Origin of the sequence: Paenibacillus sp. 2003, from assembly GCF_031455635.1 — a bacterium.
In the GTDB taxonomy this organism is placed as follows: Bacteria; Bacillota; Bacilli; order Paenibacillales; family Paenibacillaceae; genus Paenibacillus; species Paenibacillus amylolyticus_B.
Genome location: NZ_JAVDTB010000001.1, coordinates 2,661,016 through 2,681,289, shown reverse-complemented (window position 1 = coordinate 2,681,289; position 20,274 = coordinate 2,661,016). Strand labels below are relative to the sequence as shown.

Below are 20,274 nucleotides of genomic sequence, written 5' to 3'. Positions count from 1 at the left end.
ATTAAAATGTAAAAAAAGCTTGATCTGACAACGTTTTTTTTCTGTTATGTTGGAATATATTCGCAACTTTTGAGAGCGAGGGGCGTCTAATAGGTGTCTGGTAATGCCCAAGCGGTCAGTCGGAGTTGGAAAATGACAACATGCGGCAAAAAAATATGAGAATGGTAGGGGTGAAGGATGAAGAAGTTCGGTTTTTTGGTACTGTTATTTGTCTTTGGGCTCGTATTCCCGGGCTATAGTCACGCAGCAACAGACACGAAAATTATCCTAGACGGAAAAGAAATCGTACAGCCATCGGATACAAAAGCGGAAATTATCAACAGCAAGGTGATGGTTCCGATCCGGGTTGTGTCCGAAAATCTTGGATATAGCGTGGAGTGGAAGCAGCAAACGCAAACGGTGACTATTAGCAAAGACAACACTGCCATGCAGATGATTGTTGGACAGAAGACGGCAACGGTGAACGGCAGTAACGTAAACCTGGATGCCCCGCCACTCGTGAAAAATGGTACTACGCTCGTACCTCTCCGATTTATTGGTGAGGAAATGGGTCTTAAGGTGGGTTGGAACAATACCACGAAGACGGTAACATTAGTTACCCAGAATTCAGGTTCCGGAAACGGGACAACCACACCTCCGAACTCTGGCAATGAAGGCGGAGGATCGGATCAAGAAGGTCTTGTACTGGTGAACGGCATCAGCTTCAGCGACAACCGCTTCATGATTGCAACAAGCGGAAGTACGAAGCCGAACGTCTTCACGATGACAGGACCAGATCGAATCGTTATAGACTTGCCGAATACCGCATTTGCTGATTCGTTCAGTGAAGGACAGGCTCTAGACAGCAACCAGAATGGACAACTCGTCGTTAGCGGCTATCCGGATGTGTCGAAGATTCGTTACTCGTTATACAGCAACAGTCCATCTACTATTCGTTTTGTAATCGATCTGTCCAGTTCAAAAGGGTACAGTGTGCAAAATGATTCCGGACTGGTTATGATTAACCTCGACAATCAAAGTGGTACACCTGCTCCTCCAGTTGGTAATAATGGCAAAAAAGTTGTCGTTATCGATGCAGGTCACGGAGATCATGATCCTGGGGCAATCGGTGTAACTGGTAAACGTGAAAAAGACTTCAATCTGGCAATGGCTCTGAAAGTGGAAGCCTTGTTGAAAAAAGAATCCAAAATTGACGTTGTGTTAACGCGCAGCGATGATACATTTTTGGCATTGAAAGAACGTGTGAAGATTGCACAAGACATAAAAGCGGATATTTTCATCTCCATTCATGCTAACAGTGGCCCTGCTGCTGCGAACGGTGTAGAGACATTCTATACACGCTCCAACAGCAAAGCACTTGCTACAGTGATGCACAAGTATCTTTTACAGTCTTCCGGACTGAAAGATCGTGGAGTGAAAACGGCAAGTCTCCATGTGACCCGTGAAACGACAATGCCAGCAGTTCTGCTGGAAGGTGGATTCCTTAGCAATAAGAGCGACGAAGCAGCCCTGTTCACGGAGAGTTTCCAGAACAGTGTTGCCAAAGGGATTGTTGCAGGAATCAAGGAGTATCTGGGAATTAAATAAGGGACAAGCCCTTATGTTGAGGAGGCGGAGTTAGAATGAACAAGAAAATATGGATTGCAGCCTTGCTGGTAACGGTTATGGCAGTTGCTGCTGGATGTGGAAGCAAGCCAACAGCTGCTCCGAATCAGACGCAAGGCGCAGGAACGGAAAACAATGTGACCGAGGTTGAAGGCGAAACAATTACCGAACCGGTAACTGCTGAGCCTGAAGAGAATACAACGCCTACAGAATCGACGGAAGGCAGTTCGGAGGAAGCGACTACAACTACTCCGCCAAGCGAAACGTCTACGGAGAAGCCGGCAACTTCCGAAAGTAATGAAAAGAAAACGATCACTGTATTCTATACGGATGAAGAAGAACTGGAGTTGCACAAAGCTTCGGCAGAGATTTCATACGCATCGGATGATGCCAAATATAAAGCTGCCTTTGAATCACTGCAACAGAGCAAAGACGCTAAACTTGTTCCGCTGTGGTCTAAAGAAATTGAATTGAAGTCTGTTCAGTTCAAGGATGGAGCTCTTACACTGGATATTCATATGCCAGATACGGCACGTCTTGGAGCAGGTGGAGAATCTTATGCGCTGGATGCTCTAAAACAAACGTTCTTCCAGTTTGATGAAGTAAAATCACTTGATTTACTGGTGGATGGTCAGCAGACGGAGAGTCTGATGGGCCATGTGGATCTTGAACATCCAATGACAAGATCCGAATAGGCTGTACAGCATGCTGTTGTACCGTGAATCCACGGAATATGGGTCGTTTTACATGAGAGAGGGGAATCATAGGTGACTTTTAAATATAACAATCCATCACACTCTAAAAAAGTAGTATCAGCCGTGCTTGCAGGCATGATGGCCCTTAGCGCCGGCGGAGCTGCCATGGCAGCAGAATCAACAGAAACGGGGCAGGGTCAGACTGCTGCAATAACAAATACGGCTGCACCAACTGGTTTGTTCAGTGACATCAAGGTCGGATACTGGGCTGAAAAACATGTGTATAAACTGGCATATCAAGGTATTCTTCTCGGTAACAACGGCCTGTTCCGTCCAGGAGACGCGGTAACACAGCAAGAAGCTGTAACGATGGCAATCCGTTTTATGAATCAAGAGGGCCAGTTGAATACCGACACGGCTGCGGCATTACCGACAAACATGGAAGTGGGAAATTATTTCAAGCCATATGTCGCGCTGGCACTTCAACTGGGACTGATTGACAAAACGGAAGAATCAACGGTGGATGTATCCAAGACCTCCTGGGGTCAAAAACCTGCTTCACGGGAATGGATTACGAAATTGTTAATCCGTTCATTGGACAAGGATGCTGAAGCGAAGGCACAAAACAATCAATCTACCGGATTTGCTGATAATGCAAGTATTTCCGAAAGTGGTAAAGGTTATGTCAATCTGGCTGTTAGCCTGGATCTGGCCAAAGGTGTGGAAGGCAACAAATTCAATCCAACTGGTTCCGTAACCCGTGCTCAACTGGCTACCTTCTTCAGTCGTGGTGAATCGTTAACGGATACAACGTACCCGAACACATCCACGGGTTATGTGACAGGATTGAAAGATGGGCAGATCACGCTGGTTGTGGACGGCAAAGCCGTTAACTTCGCAGTGAACAGCAGTACGCCTTACTTTACGAAAGACAGTGAAACTCGTGCTTCCGCCACAGATGTGAAGCTGTATACGAAAGTTATGATTGTAGGTTCGGCAGGTGGGGCTTCCTATGTGGAAGTTGTTGATGCTACACCGCAGGTGGAAAGTGTTGAAGGTACATTTGCACGTTCATTGTCTGGTAATAAAATTGGTATCTTTGTGGGCGAAAATTACGAAACGTACAGTTATGATGAGGGAACTGCATTCATCGATCAGAATGGTAATGCAATCAAACTGTCCGATATTACGGCAGATAGCATCATCGAAGTACAGCGTGAGACGTTCTCGGCTGACAAAAAAACAGTCGCTATTCGTGTGAAATCCGGCATTGTGAACAAGAGTGACAATGGCGTAGTTGCTGAAGTATCCACTTCTGGCAAAACCATTAAACTTGTCAATACAGCGGGTGCTACCGAGCAGTTTGCATACAATGACAATCTGCTTATCACATATCAAAACCGTATCATGTCAGTGGCTGATCTCAAAGCCGGCAGTGCCGTGAAATACACCGTAAAGGACAGTGTTTTGCAAACTATCACATTGTCTCAAGGTGTGGAGCAATCTGTGCGCGGAACATTGGTTGAGATCGGTGGCAACCAGTCCACGTTAACGTTCAAACGTGAAGGGGGTTCCCTTGAGGCGAAACTGCTGACTGAAAAGCCGGAAGTTATTATTAATGGTATTCAGGATGCAACGCTAAATGATCTCATCACAGATGCAACGAACGGGGATCAGGTGGAGTTGTCATTGAACGCTGACGATCAGGTAACGCGTATTCAGGTGATTGGACGTCAAATGGAACCTATGAACGGAGTAACGGTTGTATCTTACAACAGCAAAACAAAGGTACTTACCGTACTGGACAACAACAAAAAACCGTTTGTATTTACATTGGACGAGAAAACCAAACTGGACTACAATACGACCAAACCTACACTCGCTGGACTGGAGTCGATTTTAAATGATGGTCGCAAATTGGATCTGACCTATGTGGGAACACGTGCGTTGTCCGTTAAAGTGATTTACAAGTACGAAGGTACGATCAACAACATTGACACATCGGGCAGAAAAATCAGTTTGTTGTCTGGTAATCAGACGATTACAGTGCCTTATACTACCTTACCTACGGTTGAGATCTATAACAAATCGGGCGCAAGTCTGGGAGATTTGAAGATTGGTGACAAAGTGACCGTAACGCTTGGAGCAAATCAGGATGTAGTGCAGAAGGTTGCTCTCAACACTGTGGCTCAATTCGAAGTGGTTGCCTTGGAAGCAAATAGTCGTATTCGAGTAAAATCCGATCTGTTGACAAGTCAGTTCTATGTGGATCAAGCGGTACTGACAGGAGAGAGTGGTCAGACGATCACGCCTTCACAACTGACAGCAGGTAACCTGATTAATGTAACGTTTGAAGGAGCTACGCCAAAAGCGGTTCAAGTCGTGAAGCGTACACTGGCTGAAGTTACAGCGGTGGATGCTTCATCTGTAACGCTCAAACAGTTTAACGGCCAGACTGAAACCGTGCCTGTTAGCGGTTCTGTTAAAGTCGTAAAATCTGGCTCCACATTAACTTCATTGACTAGTCTTACGGTCGGAGATCGTGTGGAAATGACAAAAGATACGGATAATTCCACACGTTTCAGAGTACTAACTGTCATGAGCAAACAATTCTGGTCTTATGATGGCGTGGGTAACCAGATTTTGGTTAAACGGGAAACGACAGCAGACACCAACTATCGTTTTGCACTCGGATCAAGTGTATTTGTTCACCAGGGTGACAATACTTTAAGCGTGCAATCTCTCAGAGATAATGATAATATTGTATTGTATCTCCTGAACAATGTTATTCTGGAGATTCAAAAACAGTAATCGTTTCTTTTCGAGGATCAAAAGAATGACCGTCTTGATACGGGATCTTTCCCGCATCAAGACGTTTTTTTTGCAAGCTTTTTGAGGTCCCCGCAAAGTACTCGGATGAAGCTTCGAAGTAAGGCTCCGCAGAGTGGAGTCATTTTGTGGGAGGTAGCTCTTCATGAATGCAGCGACGGTTAGACATATACTCGAAACTATGGAAGCAATGTTTCCTGATGCACATTGCGAATTAAATCACAGCAATGCATTTGAATTGACGGTAGCTGTCCTTTTGTCTGCCCAGTGCACCGATGAAACGGTGAACAAGGTAACCGCAGATTTGTTCCAGAAGTACAGAAGCCCAGCAGATTATCTGGCGGTTCCTCTCGAAGAGTTGGAACAGGATATTCGGCGAATCGGTTTGTACCGGAACAAGGCCAAGCATATTCAGAACATGTGCCGAATTTTAATAGAGCAGTATGGCGGTGATGTACCGCAGGAACATGATCAGCTTGTGACACTACCAGGTGTCGGGCGGAAAACCGCGAATGTAGTTGTTTCCAATGCGTTTGGAGTACCGGCAATTGCGGTAGATACTCATGTTGAACGTGTATCCAAGCGGCTGGCGCTTGCAGGTTGGGATGACTCCGTACTTGAAGTCGAAAAGAAACTAATGAAGCGCGTACCCCGGGACGAGTGGACTTTAACTCACCACCGGTTTATATTTTTTGGACGCTACCATTGCAAGGCACAGAACCCTGCGTGTCATATCTGTCCATTGCTGGACATATGCAGGGAAGGGAAGAAACGTATGAAAACGTCCCAAATCAGGAAAGATAAGGAACGTGTCACCACCCGAAAACGCAAAATAAATTAATGAGCAGAAAAGGATGAATAATCATGAAATGCATTTCCGTGTACACTGACAATTTTGAGGCCTTCTCCGATATCTTTGAACAAATCGTTGAACAGGAAATGGCTGAAAATGAAGAAAAAGAAGTAGAAGGAATCACAGTAAGCCACTCTGGCGACGTGCCTGAACATTATCTGGAGCGTATGTCTGTTAAACCAGAAGTTGTTGTTATGAGAGACAAAGGCAGAGACATTACAATTCTGCAACATGGACAAGTATTTGAAATCTTGCTGCCTTCCATGGAGAACGCAGTTTCATAAGAAGTGATTACACTATTGGTTCTGTTGTATTAATGTCATGAGGATCGTTGTGGTTAAGGTGATCGCATCGCATTCATGCAACAGACACTTGGCGTAAACATTTGCTAAATACCGAGTATAAAACGTATTACAGATAAAACCGACTTGTTCGGTTTTATTTTTTTTAGATTATAGATTTATACGTTCATTTATGTATATTCAATTCCAACCGTTCAAATTCAAACATGATAATGTTAAAATAAATGTTGTAAAAGAGATAGACGTCGAAACGGATGTCAAATTAGAGGAGCCAGGGGGAAGGCCAGTCATGTCCAGAACAGATTACCCAAAAGAAATGGCCAAACCTCTGCTTCCGCTGCGTGAAGCGATGGAGCAGACAGGGGACCATACGGCTGTACAGGCTATAACGGATTTAATCAGCAAGGCGGAAACGAAACATCTGACGATTGCGTTCTGTGGTCATTTCTCTGCAGGCAAATCGAGTCTCATCAACAGTTTGTGCGGTAAGCGGGTGCTGCCTTCAAGTCCCGTGCCAACAAGTGCAAATGTGGTATCCATACGTAATGGTAAGCCAAGAGCGCTTATTTATACTACGCCAAACGTAAGCGCTGACAATGGAGCAGGAACACTTGAAGTTTCTCCAGAGGAATTGGAGGCGTATTGCAAAAATGGGGGAGCGTACAGCTCCATTGAGGTATGGGATGATATTCCCCTGCTGAAGGATGATGCTGTTCTACTGGATACACCCGGTGTGGATTCTACGGATCGGGGGCACAGTCTCGCGACCCATTCCGCGCTCCATCTGGCGGATGTGGTCTTCTACGTCATGGACTATAATCATGTCCAGTCCGAGACGAATCTTTCATTTGCCAAGAGTCTGTCGGATTGGGGCAAACCGTTGTTTTTGATCGTAAACCAGATCGACAAGCATCGGGAACGTGAGCTTTCTTTTGAACAATATACCGAAGGGGTCGAAGCTATATTTGCAGCCTGGGAAGTTAGATATGACGGACTGTTGTTTACTTCCCTCCGCGACAAGGAGCATCGCTACAACGAGTGGGATATGCTACCGGAACTCATTGGACACATGATGCAAGAGAAGGAAGCGTTAATTACGCACAGTTTGGCAAGTTCGGCCAGTCATGTAACGGAGCAACACCTGACGAGAGACGCGGAGAAACGTGAGGATGAAGAAAATTCTCTGCTGGATGAGATCGGTGGCAAGGAAGGAATTGAACGCTTGGAAAGGGAGCTGGAGCTTCTTGATCAACAAGCAGAAGATATTCGCACCGGGCCTTCGCGAGTGCGTGAGAAATTCCGGGCAGAGCTTGAGCCTCTTCTGGCGAATGCAAATCTTACTCCTGCGGATATTCGTACGTCGGCTGCTGCCTATTTGGAGAGCCGCAAACCGGGTTTCAGGGTAGGCTTATTGTTCTCAGGCGGCAAAACCGAGCAGGAGAAACAACGCCGTGCTTCTGAGCTGGTCAGACTGTTACAGGATCAGGCTTCCGGACAAGTTGAGGTACATATTCGTACGATGCTTAGGCAGCTGGGTGAATCCCATCAGGTATGGGGAGCGGAGTGGGAGCAGGCGCTCAATACAGAGCTGCCTGCTGTAGATGAAGCACTGCTGGAGATGAAACGCAGTGCCAGTGCAGAGGTATCACCCGAGTATGTGATTCAGTTCAGTAAAGATGTGCGGGGCGAGATTGAGGCCCGCTATCGCAAGTCGGCCATGATGCTGGCCGACCGCATGCTGGAAGCGCTGGGCGCGCGAGGCGAAGCCGCGCTTCAGGCGCTGGACGCCAGCCGCGCAGCGCTGCTGGCGCAATCCGCGGCGGCGGCGCGCTACACGGCGCTCCAGCGCAGCGCCGCCGCAGAGGCAGCAGGGCTGCGCAGCCTGCTGCCTGATGCGGGCCCCCTCCCCTCCGGGCTATTGCCGGAGGTGAAGGGCCCGCACGTGCCCGCGGTGCCTGAACCGGGCGAAGCTTCCGGTCCGCATGCGGGCACGTCAACGTCTGTGGCTGCGCAGCCACAGACGTCAGAGGCACCGCCAGCGCAGCGCGCAGCCGCAGCGGCAGTGCCTGGGCTATCGTCGGCGGCTGGCGCTGAACGCCGCCGACGCCTGGACGCAGCAGCGGCACGGCTTGAAGCCGCTGCTGCGCTGGTGGAGCCGTACCCCGCCATGGGGTCGGCGGTACGGGATCTGCGTGCACGCGCGGCTTCGCTTGCGGGCGGCACGTTCACACTGGCGCTGTTCGGAGCATTCAGCGCCGGCAAATCCTCCTTCGCCAACGCGTTGCTGGGCGAAGCTGTACTACCCGTCTCGCCGCATCCAACAACAGCGGCGATTAACCGGATCATGGCTCCTGCCGGGGGCGCGGAGCATGGAACAGCCCGGGTCCGCATGAAGACCCGGGATGCCTTCCAGGAAGACCTCGGCTATTCCTTCCGATTGCTCGGATTGGGTGAGCCTGGAGCGGAGTGGCAGAAGCGAGTACGGTCCCTCTCACCACAGGATGTGCATCCGGCGGGGCGCCCGCATTACAGCTTTTTGCAGGCAGCGGCAGCCGGGTGGGAAGAAACAGCGGACCAGTTAGGTCAGGATGTGCTGGTGGATCTGGACGGTTATCGTAACTTTGTCGCAAACGAGAAGAAGTCCTGTTTTGTAGACAGTATCGATCTCTATTACAGTTGCGATGTGACTGAACAAGGCATTGTATTGGTAGACACACCAGGAGCGGACTCCGTGAATGCTCGTCATACGGGTGTAACCTTCAATTATATGAAGAATGCGGATGCACTCATTTTTGTAACGTATTACAACCATGCTTTCTCACAAGGAGATCGCCAGTTCCTGAATCAGTTGGGTCGTGTTAAGGATAGTTCTGCCATGGATCAGATGTTCTTTGTTGTGAATGCCAGTGACTTGTCTTCCTCTGAGGAAGAACTGGAGCAGGTTCTCGATCATGTGAGCACCCAACTGCGCAGTAATGGAATTCGGGCACCACGACTCTTCCCGGTATCCAGTATACTGGCGATGGAAGGCAAGATAGCAGGTGATTCGAAGCTGCTTGAACAATCCGGTTTTATCCGGTTTGAGGAAGAGTTCAACCAATTTGCAGGCAGAGAATTAGCCGACCTTGCGGTAGGTGGAGCTTCCGAAGAGATGGCACGTGTCATTCAGCGGCTGAAGAAACGCGCGGAGGATGCGGCTCAAGGGGAGGAAGCTTTGCAGCAGCGGCGGGATGAACTGGAGACCATCCAGGGACAGTCACGCCAGCGCATACAGCAACTTGCAGCAAGATCCATGAAGGAAGAATTGTCACAGGAAACAGCAGAATTACTCTTCCATGTGCGGCAACGACTTGCCTACCGCCTTGGTCTATTCATGGCAGAAGCATTCCATCCATCCGTACTTCGGGAGGATCGAGGCAATCTGAAGATGGCTTTTGCAGCCTGTGGACGTGAACTGTTACGCATGATCGCCATTGAACTGGAGCAGGAACTGCTCGCCACCACCCTCAGACTTGAACAGGCAGGTCAGACCTGGCTGATGAAGCAAGTTACGGATTGTATAGATGAGGTGAGACAGTTATCAGGGGGCGTGGATGTGTCACTGCCACTGAACGAACGCTGGAGTACACCTGTGCTTGAAGAAGTTCGTCTGGAAGAACCGTCCGGATGGAAAAGCTATTTGAATTATTTCCGCAATCCGAAACAGTTCTTCGAAGGAGATGGACGTCAGCGATTACAAGAGGCACTTGATCCTGTCCTCAAACAGATGATCATTGAAGTTCTTCCTGCTGCGCAAGACAAACTGATTCAGTTTTATGACAACCAGATTTGTAAATCATTGCAACACCAATCCCGTCAGTTGGAAGAACGTCTGGGCGAGGCGGTGAGTGGAATTCAAGATACACTGGAGAGCGGAATTCCGGCGGAGCAATGGACCAGCTTGTCTAACCAACTGGAACAGATTGAACGCAGTTAAAATCGCGGCATAACACGTATTCTCTGGAAGTCTTTGTAAAACAAAATGAATGATACAGCAACACATTGAAAATGTTGCGAAAATCAACCCAAAAAGGCCCCTGCCGAAAAGGCATATAGGGAGCCTTTTTTTGGTACGAACAACCTGAAATAAAGAGAATATTCAAACATTTGATTGAAAGGTGGGTATTTACCTTCGTTAATGCGTCAATAAGCTGAAAGCAGGCAGAATATGGTCTGTTATTCGCTTTGCCGCGAATGGGGTACGGTGATAAACTTCATAAATGTTCATAGTATTTTTGAACGACATAAGAGGAGGAGAAACATGGATGTTCTTAGGCAACTGCAAATCTTTTTTTGGGAAAAGCGAACGTATTTATTTGTATCAATCTTGTTCCTCGCCTTAGCGACCGCACTTGGGTTGGTGTATCCTTACATGCTGAGGATACTGATTGATGACATCATTGTTCCGCGAACTTTTGAAGACGTTCCCATAATTGCCTTGACAGTGTTAGGTGTAGTTATTTTGAAAGCGGGAATGCAGTTTTTACATGGCTTTTTTGGAGGACGCTTGGGTAACTTCCTGGCGTACAGACTTCGTAACGCATGTTATGAAAAGCTTCAATTTTTATCCTTCCGTTATTATGATACGGCCAAGACAGGTGATCTGATGTCCCGCCTCACGGGAGATTTGGAAGCCATCCGTAACTTTATCGGGTTTGGTTTCGCCCAGATTCTCAACATGGTTTTGATGGTCGTATTCGGCGCAATCATGATGATGACCATGAGTTGGCAGCTAACGCTGTTCACGCTCATATGCATCCCATTACTTGCCTTCGTTGCGCTGAGATTCGAATCCAAAATTCACCCTGCGTTTCAGGAGATGCGGCTGGCGCTCAGTTCACTGACAACAGCGGTACAGGAGAATATCACTGGCGTACGTACGGTAAAATCCTTTGCACGTGAGCCTTATGAAGTGGAGAAATTCTCTACACGTAATGAACGTTACAAAACAAATCAGATTCATGCTGCAACATTGTGGAGTCGTTATTTTCCGATCATGGAGATTCTTGCTTCGGTGAGTATCGTACTGTTGCTGGTGATTGGTGGAAGAATGGTTATACAGAAGACGCTGACACTCGGTGAACTCGTTGCCTTTTTCAGTTTGATCTGGTACATAATCGGTCCAATGTGGAACCTTGGGTTCCATATCAACAACTATACGCAATCCAAAGCTTCAGGTGAACGGGTGCTCGAACTGCTCAATACGCCAGTGGACGTGGAAGAAACGCAAGATCCGGTCATTGTGGAGGCAGACCAGGTCAACGGCCATGTAACGTTTGAATCCGTTACCTTTGCCTACGGCAACAAAATGCCAGCGGTAACCGATATTAATTTTGACGCTGCACCCGGTTCTGTAATCGGTTTCCTCGGGGGAACAGGGTCAGGTAAATCGACTATCATTCAGCTTCTGATGCGTGCATATAACGTGAACTCGGGAACGATCAAGCTGGATGGTAAAAACATCAAAGATATAGGTATCCGCAGTTTACGGAGTCAGATCGCTTCTGTCTTCCAGGAAACATTCCTGTTCTCATCCAGCATTCGCAATAATATTTCCTACGGGCTTAAGAACGTCACCATGGATGAGATCATCCGTGCAGCCAAGCTGGCCAAGGCTCATGACTTCATTATGGAGTTCCCGGACGGATATGACACGGTGGTTGGTGAGCGCGGTATGGGTTTATCTGGTGGACAGAAACAGCGGATTGCGATCGCAAGGGCTTTGCTGAAAAATCCGAAAATTCTGGTACTTGATGACGCAACAAGCGCCGTGGACATGGAGACAGAACACGAGATTCAATCCGGTTTCCAGGAAGTTATGCGCGGCAGAACGACATTTATTATTGCACACCGTATTTCTTCACTACGACATGCAGATGAGATTCTGGTGCTCGATGAAGGTCGCGTGGTACAACGTGGCAAACATACCGAACTCATTGAAGTGCCTGGACCATATCAGGATGTTTATAAAATTCAATATGCAGATTATATTGCCCGCGGTAAGCGGGAGGCTGGGGAGCAGGTGAATTCATGAGTGCCGAAACGATAGCAGACAGGCGCGAGGCCAAAGGGGCCTCTGAGAAGAAACTGAATGAACGATTTGTGTATCAGGACGATGAAATTATTGAAAAACCGTTTAACTGGAAAGAGTTCGGACGTTTGTTTGCATACATGAAACCCTATGCGAAACAACTGTTACCACTTGTTATTCTAATGATGATCTTGGGTACCATTACGAAATTGTCCGTACCGTTTCTGATCAGTCTGGCAATTGACCGGGCCATCGCACCGGCAACGGGGTTGCCAAGCATGACTATGCTTTATCTTATCGCAGGCTCCATATTTGTTTTGTATCTGATTCAATGGGCTGCGAATACGTACCGGATCAAACTGACAAACATTATCGGACAGCGTGTTATTTATGATCTTCGCTCGGATCTGTTCAAGCATATCCAGAAGCTGTCCTTTAACTTTTTTGACAAAAGACCGGCAGGTTCCGTACTGGTACGTGTTACGAATGATATTAACTCCCTTCAGGATCTATTCACGAACGGTGCAGTTAACGTCATGATCGACTGTGTACAGCTGCTCGGGATCATTGTAATCTTGCTGTTGATTAACTGGAAACTGGGCCTTGCCGTAATCATTACGGTGCCGATCATGTTTATCATCTCGACCAAACTGCGGGTGCTGATCCGTCGTGCTTGGCAGGATGTGCGCATGAAGAACTCTCGAATTAACTCCCACTTGAATGAATCCATTCAAGGGATTCGAGTGACTCAGGCCTATACCCAGGAAAAAGAGAACATGAAATACTTTGACAACATGAACCTGTCCAGCAAAAAGTCATGGGATAGAGCATCAGCGATGAACCAGGGCTTTGGACCGCTGATTGAGATTACAGGCGGTTTTGGTACATTAATACTCTTCTGGTTCGGTGCTTACCTGATTCAGGAAGGTCAGTTGACCGTGGGATTACTTGTCGCTTTTGCCAACTATGTCGGCAACTTCTGGGACCCAATCAACCGTCTGGGACAGATGTACAATCAGCTGCTGGTTGCGATGGCATCATCGGAGCGTATCTTCGAATTCATGGATGAAAAACCAAGTATTGCGGATAAACCAGGTGCCAAGCCACTTCCTTCTATTAAAGGAGATATCGCATTTGAAAATGTGGTGTTCGAATACGAGAAGGGCAGACAGGCGCTGAAAGGGATCAGCTTCTCGGCGGCTGCGGGACAATCGATTGCACTTGTTGGTCATACGGGCTCAGGTAAAAGTACGATCATCAATTTGATCAGTCGTTTCTATGATATATCTGGCGGACGTCTCACCATTGACGGACAGGATGTGCGGGATGTAACGGTAGAGAGTTTACGCAGTCAGATCAGCATTGTATTACAGGATACCTTCATCTTCTCGGGGACGATTCGTGACAATATTCGATTTGGACGACTGGATGCAACGAATGAAGAGGTGGAGGACGCAGCCAAAGCAGTCAATGCACATGAGTTCATCATGAAGTTGCCTGGCGGATATGATACCGAAGTAGAGGAACGCGGGAACGTATTATCCATGGGACAGCGACAACTGTTATCCTTTGCCCGTGCGCTGCTTGCTGATCCACGCATACTGATTCTGGATGAAGCTACAGCCAGCATTGATACGGAGACAGAGCTTAAAATCCAGGAAGCATTGAAGGTGCTGTTGCAGGGAAGAACGTCCTTTATGGTCGCTCACCGTCTCTCAACCATCCGGAATGCAGATAACATTATCGTCCTGGATCATGGTGAAATTAAAGAAGAGGGCAACCATGAGCAGCTGATCCAAAAACAAGGCGTGTATAATGGATTAATAGAAGCTCAATACAGATTTTTGTGATGAAACCTTCGGACGCCTGTGAAGCGTCTGAACACATATGAACTTATAACACTCTGGCGTTCTATAGCCTGATCCTTCAATAATAAGTGCATCTTATTCATTGAAGACAGGTTAGAGGATAGCCGGAGTGTTTTTTTTATTCGTTAGTGTGGTATGTTATATTTTTGAAGAATGAAATCAATACAATTTGTTCATGGCTGGAGGGAGATCAATGCAGATGGACAACAACGAAATAAATTCAAAGCATTTGGATCACCTGGATCATATGAATTTTAGGCTCCTTCACGTGAATTATACGAGTTACCCTGCGACGGAGTGGCTTCTGAGGAAACACTTCATTGAAACATACATGTTATTATTTGTAGCCAGTGGACAAGGGTGGTTAAAGATAGATGGCAGTTTCATCGAATTGAAGGTGGGCGGACTGTACGTAGGTTTCCCGGGGCAACTGGTTGAGGCAAATGTGCATTCATTGGATGAACGAGGTGTGTATCACATGAGTTTTGATGTCATGTACACATTGGATCAGGAGGGTGGGACAGCCCTTGAAATGATGAAGCAATTTTTACGTAATGAAGTGAATGGCGAGGTCAGCTCATCTTCGCCCGTTGCTGTTGGCGTGATCTGTCAGATGATTTACCACCACACATTGAAGAAGGATGGTTTGCAAAGGTACTATGGTCAGATTCGTTTTCAGGAATTATTGTATACCATGTTTTATGACGTGGCCTGCGCAGAAAAGACGGATCTGGCTTCACCAATAGAACATGTTAAAGGCTACATGGAGCAGAATTATTCGAAGAGATTAACCATTGAGGAATTAGCAAATGTGGCACGAATGAGCCCTCGACATTTCATGCGTTTATTCAAGAAAATGTATGGTCACAGTCCAGTGGACTATTTAACGCTATATCGAATCAAACAAGCCCAGATCTTAATGAGAAATGATCACAGTTATCGACTCAAGGATGTGGCATCGTACGTGGGTTATCAGGATGAGACGTATTTCCGGCGTAAATTCAAGCAAATCTCTGGCATTCCACCAGCAGCGTTTATACGTAATAGCAAACAAAAAATTGCTGCAGTTCATTCTTTGAGCATTGGTATACTGCTTGCATTGCAGATCATTCCATGTGCCGCGCCGGCAAGTCATCCTTGGACATACTATTACCGACGTAAATATGAAACGGACAAAGTTATGCCACTCGCAGAGAGTGAGACCACCTGGCTGGAACAGCTTCAATTAGTTAAACCTGATTATATTATTACGATTGGGACAGAGTCTGAGGCTCTGCAAAGTCAGCTTCAATACATTGCTCCTGTGTGTGACCTCCCGTGGGAAAAAGGGGATTGGAGAGAACATTTGAGATATGTTGCAAGCTTTTTGGACAGGTCGGATATTGCAGAGGTGTGGCTTCAAAGATATGAAGAGAAGGCAAAGATCATTAAGAATCAGCTTGCGGATTTTATACAAAAAGACAGGTTGGTTGTACTCAAAGTTCATGGTGAAGCGTTGCAGATGTTAGGCCCAAGGAGCATTGCTTCCGTTTTTTACGTTGATATGCAAATGGAGGGTCCCGAAGGAGTTGAGACTTATTGGGAACGGGGCACAGTGACCATTAAGGAGCTATCTGTTCTCAACGTGGAAAGAATATTACTGATTGTGGGTGATGATGAGACATCCAGGCAGACATGGTCTGCTGTGTGTAAGTCTGAAGAATGGCTTGCGTTGTTGGCGGTACAGAATGGCAGAATGGATATCCTTTTGTCGAGCGTCCTGCTGGACTACACTGCGTTTACTCATGAGCTTATGTTGGATGAAATATTAAAGTTATGGCAAGATCGTCCATAGCAAAAAGTCTGAATAGTCAATATCATACCTGAACATATTTTAATATACTTACTCCTATATCAAATGATAATGATAATTATTATTAATTAGACGTTGTCATAACTAAATGCCATATAGGGGGTACATAAAGAATGAGATTCAGATGGTTAACGGTACTATGCACCGTGATGTTGGTGCTCATTATTGCGGCTTGCGGTACAGCGGGGCAAGATGAGGCTACGAGCGAAGGTCAGAAGACTGATTCTGCCAATACATCTACAACAGAAACAAGTCAGGTAAAAAAAGTGACTACAAAGATGGGAGAAATTGAAATCCCTGTTGAACCACAAAGAGTAGTGGGTCTGTCCCTTGTATATCCTGAGTTTTTGTATGCACTTGGCATCGTACCTGTTGCTGTGCAGAACTATCATGAGGATCATCCTTCTTATTTGGAAGAGCCATTCGCGAATACCATGAAAATGGGCATCGCACGAACGCCGAATTTTGAAGCGGTTATGGAGACAATGCCTGATTTGATTATAGCTCCTGACTGGTGGTCCGAAAAGGATTATGATCAGCTTACTCTGATTGCACCTACCGTACTTTTGCCACAGCGTGATGATTGGCGCGATGAACTGCGGGATATGGCCAAAATTTTGGACAAAGAAGAACAGGCAGAAAAGGTTATCCAGGATTTGGTGGATAAGGAGAAGGGAGCTGCTGCCAAATTGGATAAGCTGATTGGTGAGGAGACTGTTCTCTACATTAGAGTGATGGAAAAAGAAATCGTACTTCACGGGGAGAACCTTGACCGTGGAAACTTCGTGCACAAGCGTCTGGGTATGAATCCGCTCCCGAATTTCCCGAAAGATCAAGTTGCCATGTCCGTATCCATGGAAGTGTTGCCTGAATACGATGCAGATCACTTGATTGTTCAACTGGATGACGATAAGAATCCTGAAATTAAGAAGAAATTTGAAGAGATGTTGGCAACTTCACTATGGAAAAATCTGAAAGCAGTCAAAAATGATCATGTGTACATGGTTGGTGGTAAAGAATGGCTCAATCTGGGGATGTCTCCACTGGCTGACGAGTATGTTATTGATGACATTGTAGCTGTTTTTGAAGAAAAAAATAAATAAGGCAAACGGTTCATGTTACACATATCTCTAAATTCACTACTAAATAACAGGATGTGTCCAAAATGAATAAGGAAGATATCTATGATGTAACCATCATCGGAGGCGGCCCTGCTGGCATGTATGCGGCTTTTTATGCAGGGATGCGTGATATGAAAGTTAAAATCATCGAAGGCAAAGACCAGCTTGGTGGATTTCTGCATACCTATGCGGAAAAAACAATTTGGGATGTAGGCGGTCTACCGCCTATGAAATGTTCGAAGTTGATCGAGTGGCTTGTTCAGCAGGCCAATACATTTAATCCAACGGTTGTATTGAATTGCAAAGTGGAAAGGTTCACTCGACTGGATAACGGAATATGGAGTATGTATACCACTGAAGGGAAGATACATTATACGCGAACGATCATTGTCGCAGTAGGCCGTGGTATCGCAGAGATTCAGAAGCTGGAGCTTCAGGAGCCGATTGAATATGAGCAAGAGAATCTTCATTACACCGTCCAAAATCCAGAACATTTTTCAGGGAAACGTGTGCTTATTTCAGGAGGAGGCAACAGTGCAGTAGATTGGGCAATTGAACTTGCTCAACTTGCTCGCAGTGTAGTTGTAATCCACCGGAATAATGAGTTTCGTGCAATGGAACGTAATGTCAGTGAGATGAACAATATAACGGATGTGAGAACACCATACAGCATCACGCAGCTTCATAATAATGGCAAGCGAATCCAGCAGGTTGTGATTACGCATATGAAAAGTCAGGACAATGTAGTGTTGGAAGTGGATGAAGTCGTCATTAGTCACGGATATAAAAGCAATTTAAGTGATCTTGCCAGTTGTGGCTTAGAAATGGACGATGGAATGGTTCTAATGAGCCACCATGCACAGACGAGTCTTCCGGGTGTTTTTGCAGCAGGGGACTGTGCGACCCACGAGAGCAAAGTTAGACTCATTGCAGGAGCCTTCAATGATGCGATCGTGGCAGTTAATAGTGCGAAACAATATATGACGCCAGACGCCCCCCAGATGGCTTATGTTTCTTCCCATAATGAAATCTTCAAAGAAAAAAATCGACAAATCCCAAGTCTTTAAACTTGGGATTTGTTTGCGTATTTCGATTCGTTGGAGTATTAAAGTCTGCTCTTTTAACATTTCCTTAATTTTGGGAGGAATGGAAGGAGTATCGAATCTGTAAGCGGTAATTGTAAAATTTAATCGAAAAAACACAAAAAATCTTGTAAAATTCACAAGAAAAATAGGGAGCACTCTTGCAATCTTTAACCAAAACCCCGAAAATAGAGAGACAGATATAGAAGATTTCTCTTTGGGAGGATTGGAAAGAACATGTGGGGTGCTCCTTTTACGGCTCAAGCCAAAAAAATGCTGCTACTAGGCAGTGGAGAATTGGGAAAAGAGGTCGTTATTGATGCCCAACGACTGGGAGTAGAGACGATCGCTGTTGATCGTTATGAGAACGCACCTGCAATGCAGGTCGCGCACCGGTCTTACTGCATCGACATGCTGGATGCCGAAGCTTTGAAACAATTGATCCGTAAAGAAAAACCTCATTACATCGTACCTGAGATTGAAGCTATTGCAACAGAAGCTTTACTGGAGCTTGAGGAAGAGGGATTTTGTGTAGTACCTACTGCCCGAGCTGCACGTTTAACGATGGATCGCGAAGGCATCCGTCGGCTTGCAGCCGAACAATTGAAACTTCCGACAGCTGACTACCTTTTTGCGGACAACCTGGAACAACTTCAGGAAGCCGTACGTGAGCTTGGCACACCTTGTGTCATTAAACCATTGATGAGTTCTTCCGGCAAAGGGCAGAGTGTATGCCGTACACCGGGCGACGTGGAGGATTGCTGGAACATTGCTCTTTCGGGAGCTCGTGGCAAATCCGTTCGTGTTATCGTGGAGAGCTTTGTGCAATTTGACAGTGAGATTACATTACTTACCGTTAGGTCCGTATCAGGCACCGTATTCTGTCCTCCGATCGGTCACATTCAGAAGGATGGGGATTATGTCGAATCCTGGCAACCTCATGCAATGACTCCTGAACAATGGGAGCAGGCTTGTCATATTGCCAAATCCGTCACGGATGAACTTGGCGGTTATGGACTGTTTGGAGTGGAATTGTTCCTGACTCCGGATGGTGTTGTGTTCAGCGAGGTATCTCCTCGTCCACATGACACAGGAATGGTTACAATGGTGACGCAAGACAGTTCCGAGTTTGCGCTGCATGTACGTGCAATTCTTGGTTTTCCGGTCACAGGTGTACATCTGTTGACACCGGGAGCTTCAGCAACGCTGAAGGCTAATGATGAAACATCTGACTTTACTGTAGGCGGGATCGAAGAAGCACTGGCTATTCCTCGTACTCAGATTCGTGTATTTGGCAAACCTGAGACCAAAGTAGGACGCCGAATGGCTGTAGCCTTGAGTGCTGGCCAAGATGTGGAAGAAGCTCGTAAAACAGCGGTGCAAGCCGCTAATATGCTGAAAGTGGAGGTAAATCATGTCCAATAATGTTGAGGCCCCTGTACTGATGATCCGAGAGTGTGAGCTGCGAGATGCTGAAGCGGTAACGGGACTGATGCGAGAGGTCAGCTATCCGACAACAACCAATGTCATGAAAGAACGCATTGAATGTTTGGAAACCAATCCAAACGCATGCATGCTTGTTGCCGAAGTGGATGAACAAATTATTGGTGTGATTGGCTTGCAATGTGTGCAAAGTCATGCCTATCCAGAACCTGCCGCACAAATTACTTCCCTGATTGTAGGTCAAGAACATCGTGGTGGTGGGATTGGCCGTCGTTTGATGGCTCGTGCCGAAGATTGGGGCAGACAGCAAGGTGGTAAACAACTGTTTGTCACGGGTGCTAACCGTGAAGTGACTTCAACAACGTACTCTTTTTATGAGCACATTGGTTTTCAGAAGAGAGGCTATCGGTTCAGTAAAGTTCTTCTATAGTATAAAAAAAGTTTCTTCTATTGCATGGAAATTCTCATGATATCCTGATCTGCACATACTGGTGTGGTGAATGATAAATAGATGGTGAAGCGACATTCGACTAGCATTTTTAGTCCGAATGTCT

The 20,274-nt window shown here is 46.4% G+C and carries 13 protein-coding genes; all 13 read left to right on the top strand.

From position 1 onward, the window contains the following. Window positions 1–177: 177 nt before the first annotated feature. The 13 genes from J2X75_RS11505 to J2X75_RS11445 all read left to right on the top strand — a co-directional run bounded on the left by J2X75_RS11505 (window position 178) and on the right by J2X75_RS11445 (window position 20,150). Window positions 178–1,587, top strand: coding sequence for an N-acetylmuramoyl-L-alanine amidase family protein (locus J2X75_RS11505; protein ID WP_036607564.1), 1,410 nt, complete (start codon window positions 178–180; stop codon window positions 1,585–1,587). A 35-nt stretch (window positions 1,588–1,622) separates the two neighbouring features. Beyond that, window positions 1,623–2,300 (top strand): GerMN domain-containing protein, encoded by a 678-nt coding sequence (locus J2X75_RS11500; protein WP_074095599.1) that lies wholly within the window; start codon window positions 1,623–1,625, stop codon window positions 2,298–2,300. 72 nt (window positions 2,301–2,372) lie between these two features. After that, window positions 2,373–5,111: an S-layer homology domain-containing protein gene (locus tag J2X75_RS11495; protein ID WP_310336505.1), complete on the top strand. Its 2,739-nt coding sequence runs from the start codon at window positions 2,373–2,375 to the stop codon at window positions 5,109–5,111. 163 nt (window positions 5,112–5,274) lie between these two features. Next, window positions 5,275–5,970 (top strand): endonuclease III, encoded by a 696-nt coding sequence (gene nth, locus J2X75_RS11490; RefSeq protein ID WP_036607558.1) that lies wholly within the window; start codon window positions 5,275–5,277, stop codon window positions 5,968–5,970. A gap of 23 nt (window positions 5,971–5,993) precedes the next feature. Beyond that, window positions 5,994–6,266 (top strand): hypothetical protein, encoded by a 273-nt coding sequence (locus J2X75_RS11485; protein ID WP_017687779.1) that lies wholly within the window; start codon window positions 5,994–5,996, stop codon window positions 6,264–6,266. A gap of 307 nt (window positions 6,267–6,573) precedes the next feature. Then, a complete protein-coding gene (locus J2X75_RS11480) occupies window positions 6,574–10,260 on the top strand; it encodes a dynamin family protein (protein ID WP_310336498.1) in 3,687 nt (1,228 codons plus the stop codon). Window positions 10,261–10,584: 324 nt separating this feature from the next. After that, on the top strand, window positions 10,585–12,357 hold the full coding sequence (locus tag J2X75_RS11475; RefSeq protein WP_124116257.1) for an ABC transporter ATP-binding protein: 1,773 nt from the start codon (window positions 10,585–10,587) through the stop codon (window positions 12,355–12,357). Then, window positions 12,354–14,204 (top strand): ABC transporter ATP-binding protein, encoded by a 1,851-nt coding sequence (locus J2X75_RS11470; RefSeq protein ID WP_091017941.1) that lies wholly within the window; start codon window positions 12,354–12,356, stop codon window positions 14,202–14,204. Before J2X75_RS11475 ends, J2X75_RS11470 begins: the two co-directional genes overlap by 4 nt. Before the next feature lie 211 nt (window positions 14,205–14,415). Continuing rightward, window positions 14,416–16,056 (top strand): helix-turn-helix domain-containing protein, encoded by a 1,641-nt coding sequence (locus J2X75_RS11465; protein WP_310336491.1) that lies wholly within the window; start codon window positions 14,416–14,418, stop codon window positions 16,054–16,056. 131 nt (window positions 16,057–16,187) lie between these two features. Then, window positions 16,188–17,177: an ABC transporter substrate-binding protein gene (locus J2X75_RS11460; protein WP_310336489.1), complete on the top strand. Its 990-nt coding sequence runs from the start codon at window positions 16,188–16,190 to the stop codon at window positions 17,175–17,177. A gap of 62 nt (window positions 17,178–17,239) precedes the next feature. Then, window positions 17,240–18,262, top strand: a complete 1,023-nt coding sequence (locus tag J2X75_RS11455; protein WP_310336487.1) for an NAD(P)/FAD-dependent oxidoreductase — start codon at window positions 17,240–17,242, stop codon at window positions 18,260–18,262. A gap of 252 nt (window positions 18,263–18,514) precedes the next feature. Further along, window positions 18,515–19,702, top strand: a complete 1,188-nt coding sequence (gene purT, locus J2X75_RS11450) for a formate-dependent phosphoribosylglycinamide formyltransferase (RefSeq protein ID WP_310336486.1) — start codon at window positions 18,515–18,517, stop codon at window positions 19,700–19,702. Further along, window positions 19,692–20,150 carry a GNAT family N-acetyltransferase gene (locus J2X75_RS11445; protein WP_017687788.1) on the top strand — a complete coding sequence of 153 codons (459 nt, stop codon included), beginning with the start codon at window positions 19,692–19,694 and terminating at the stop codon, window positions 20,148–20,150. The genes purT and J2X75_RS11445 overlap by 11 nt, the downstream gene beginning before the upstream one ends. Window positions 20,151–20,274 lie beyond the last annotated feature (124 nt).

Excerpts from the sequence above, each read along its gene's own strand:
- J2X75_RS11485 (WP_017687779.1), top strand. The coding sequence starts at position 5,994 with ATGAAATGCATTTCCGTGTACACTGACAATTTTGAGGCCTTCTCCGAT.
- J2X75_RS11470 (WP_091017941.1), top strand. The coding sequence starts at position 12,354 with ATGAGTGCCGAAACGATAGCAGACAGGCGCGAGGCCAAAGGGGCCTCT.
- purT (WP_310336486.1), top strand. The coding sequence starts at position 18,515 with ATGTGGGGTGCTCCTTTTACGGCTCAAGCCAAAAAAATGCTGCTACTA.
- J2X75_RS11475 (WP_124116257.1), top strand. The coding sequence starts at position 10,585 with ATGGATGTTCTTAGGCAACTGCAAATCTTTTTTTGGGAAAAGCGAACG.
- J2X75_RS11465 (WP_310336491.1), top strand. The coding sequence starts at position 14,416 with ATGCAGATGGACAACAACGAAATAAATTCAAAGCATTTGGATCACCTG.
- J2X75_RS11505 (WP_036607564.1), top strand. The coding sequence starts at position 178 with ATGAAGAAGTTCGGTTTTTTGGTACTGTTATTTGTCTTTGGGCTCGTA.
- J2X75_RS11445 (WP_017687788.1), top strand. The coding sequence starts at position 19,692 with ATGTCCAATAATGTTGAGGCCCCTGTACTGATGATCCGAGAGTGTGAG.
- J2X75_RS11480 (WP_310336498.1), top strand. The coding sequence starts at position 6,574 with ATGTCCAGAACAGATTACCCAAAAGAAATGGCCAAACCTCTGCTTCCG.
- nth (WP_036607558.1), top strand. The coding sequence starts at position 5,275 with ATGAATGCAGCGACGGTTAGACATATACTCGAAACTATGGAAGCAATG.
- J2X75_RS11500 (WP_074095599.1), top strand. The coding sequence starts at position 1,623 with ATGAACAAGAAAATATGGATTGCAGCCTTGCTGGTAACGGTTATGGCA.
- J2X75_RS11455 (WP_310336487.1), top strand. The coding sequence starts at position 17,240 with ATGAATAAGGAAGATATCTATGATGTAACCATCATCGGAGGCGGCCCT.
- J2X75_RS11460 (WP_310336489.1), top strand. The coding sequence starts at position 16,188 with ATGAGATTCAGATGGTTAACGGTACTATGCACCGTGATGTTGGTGCTC.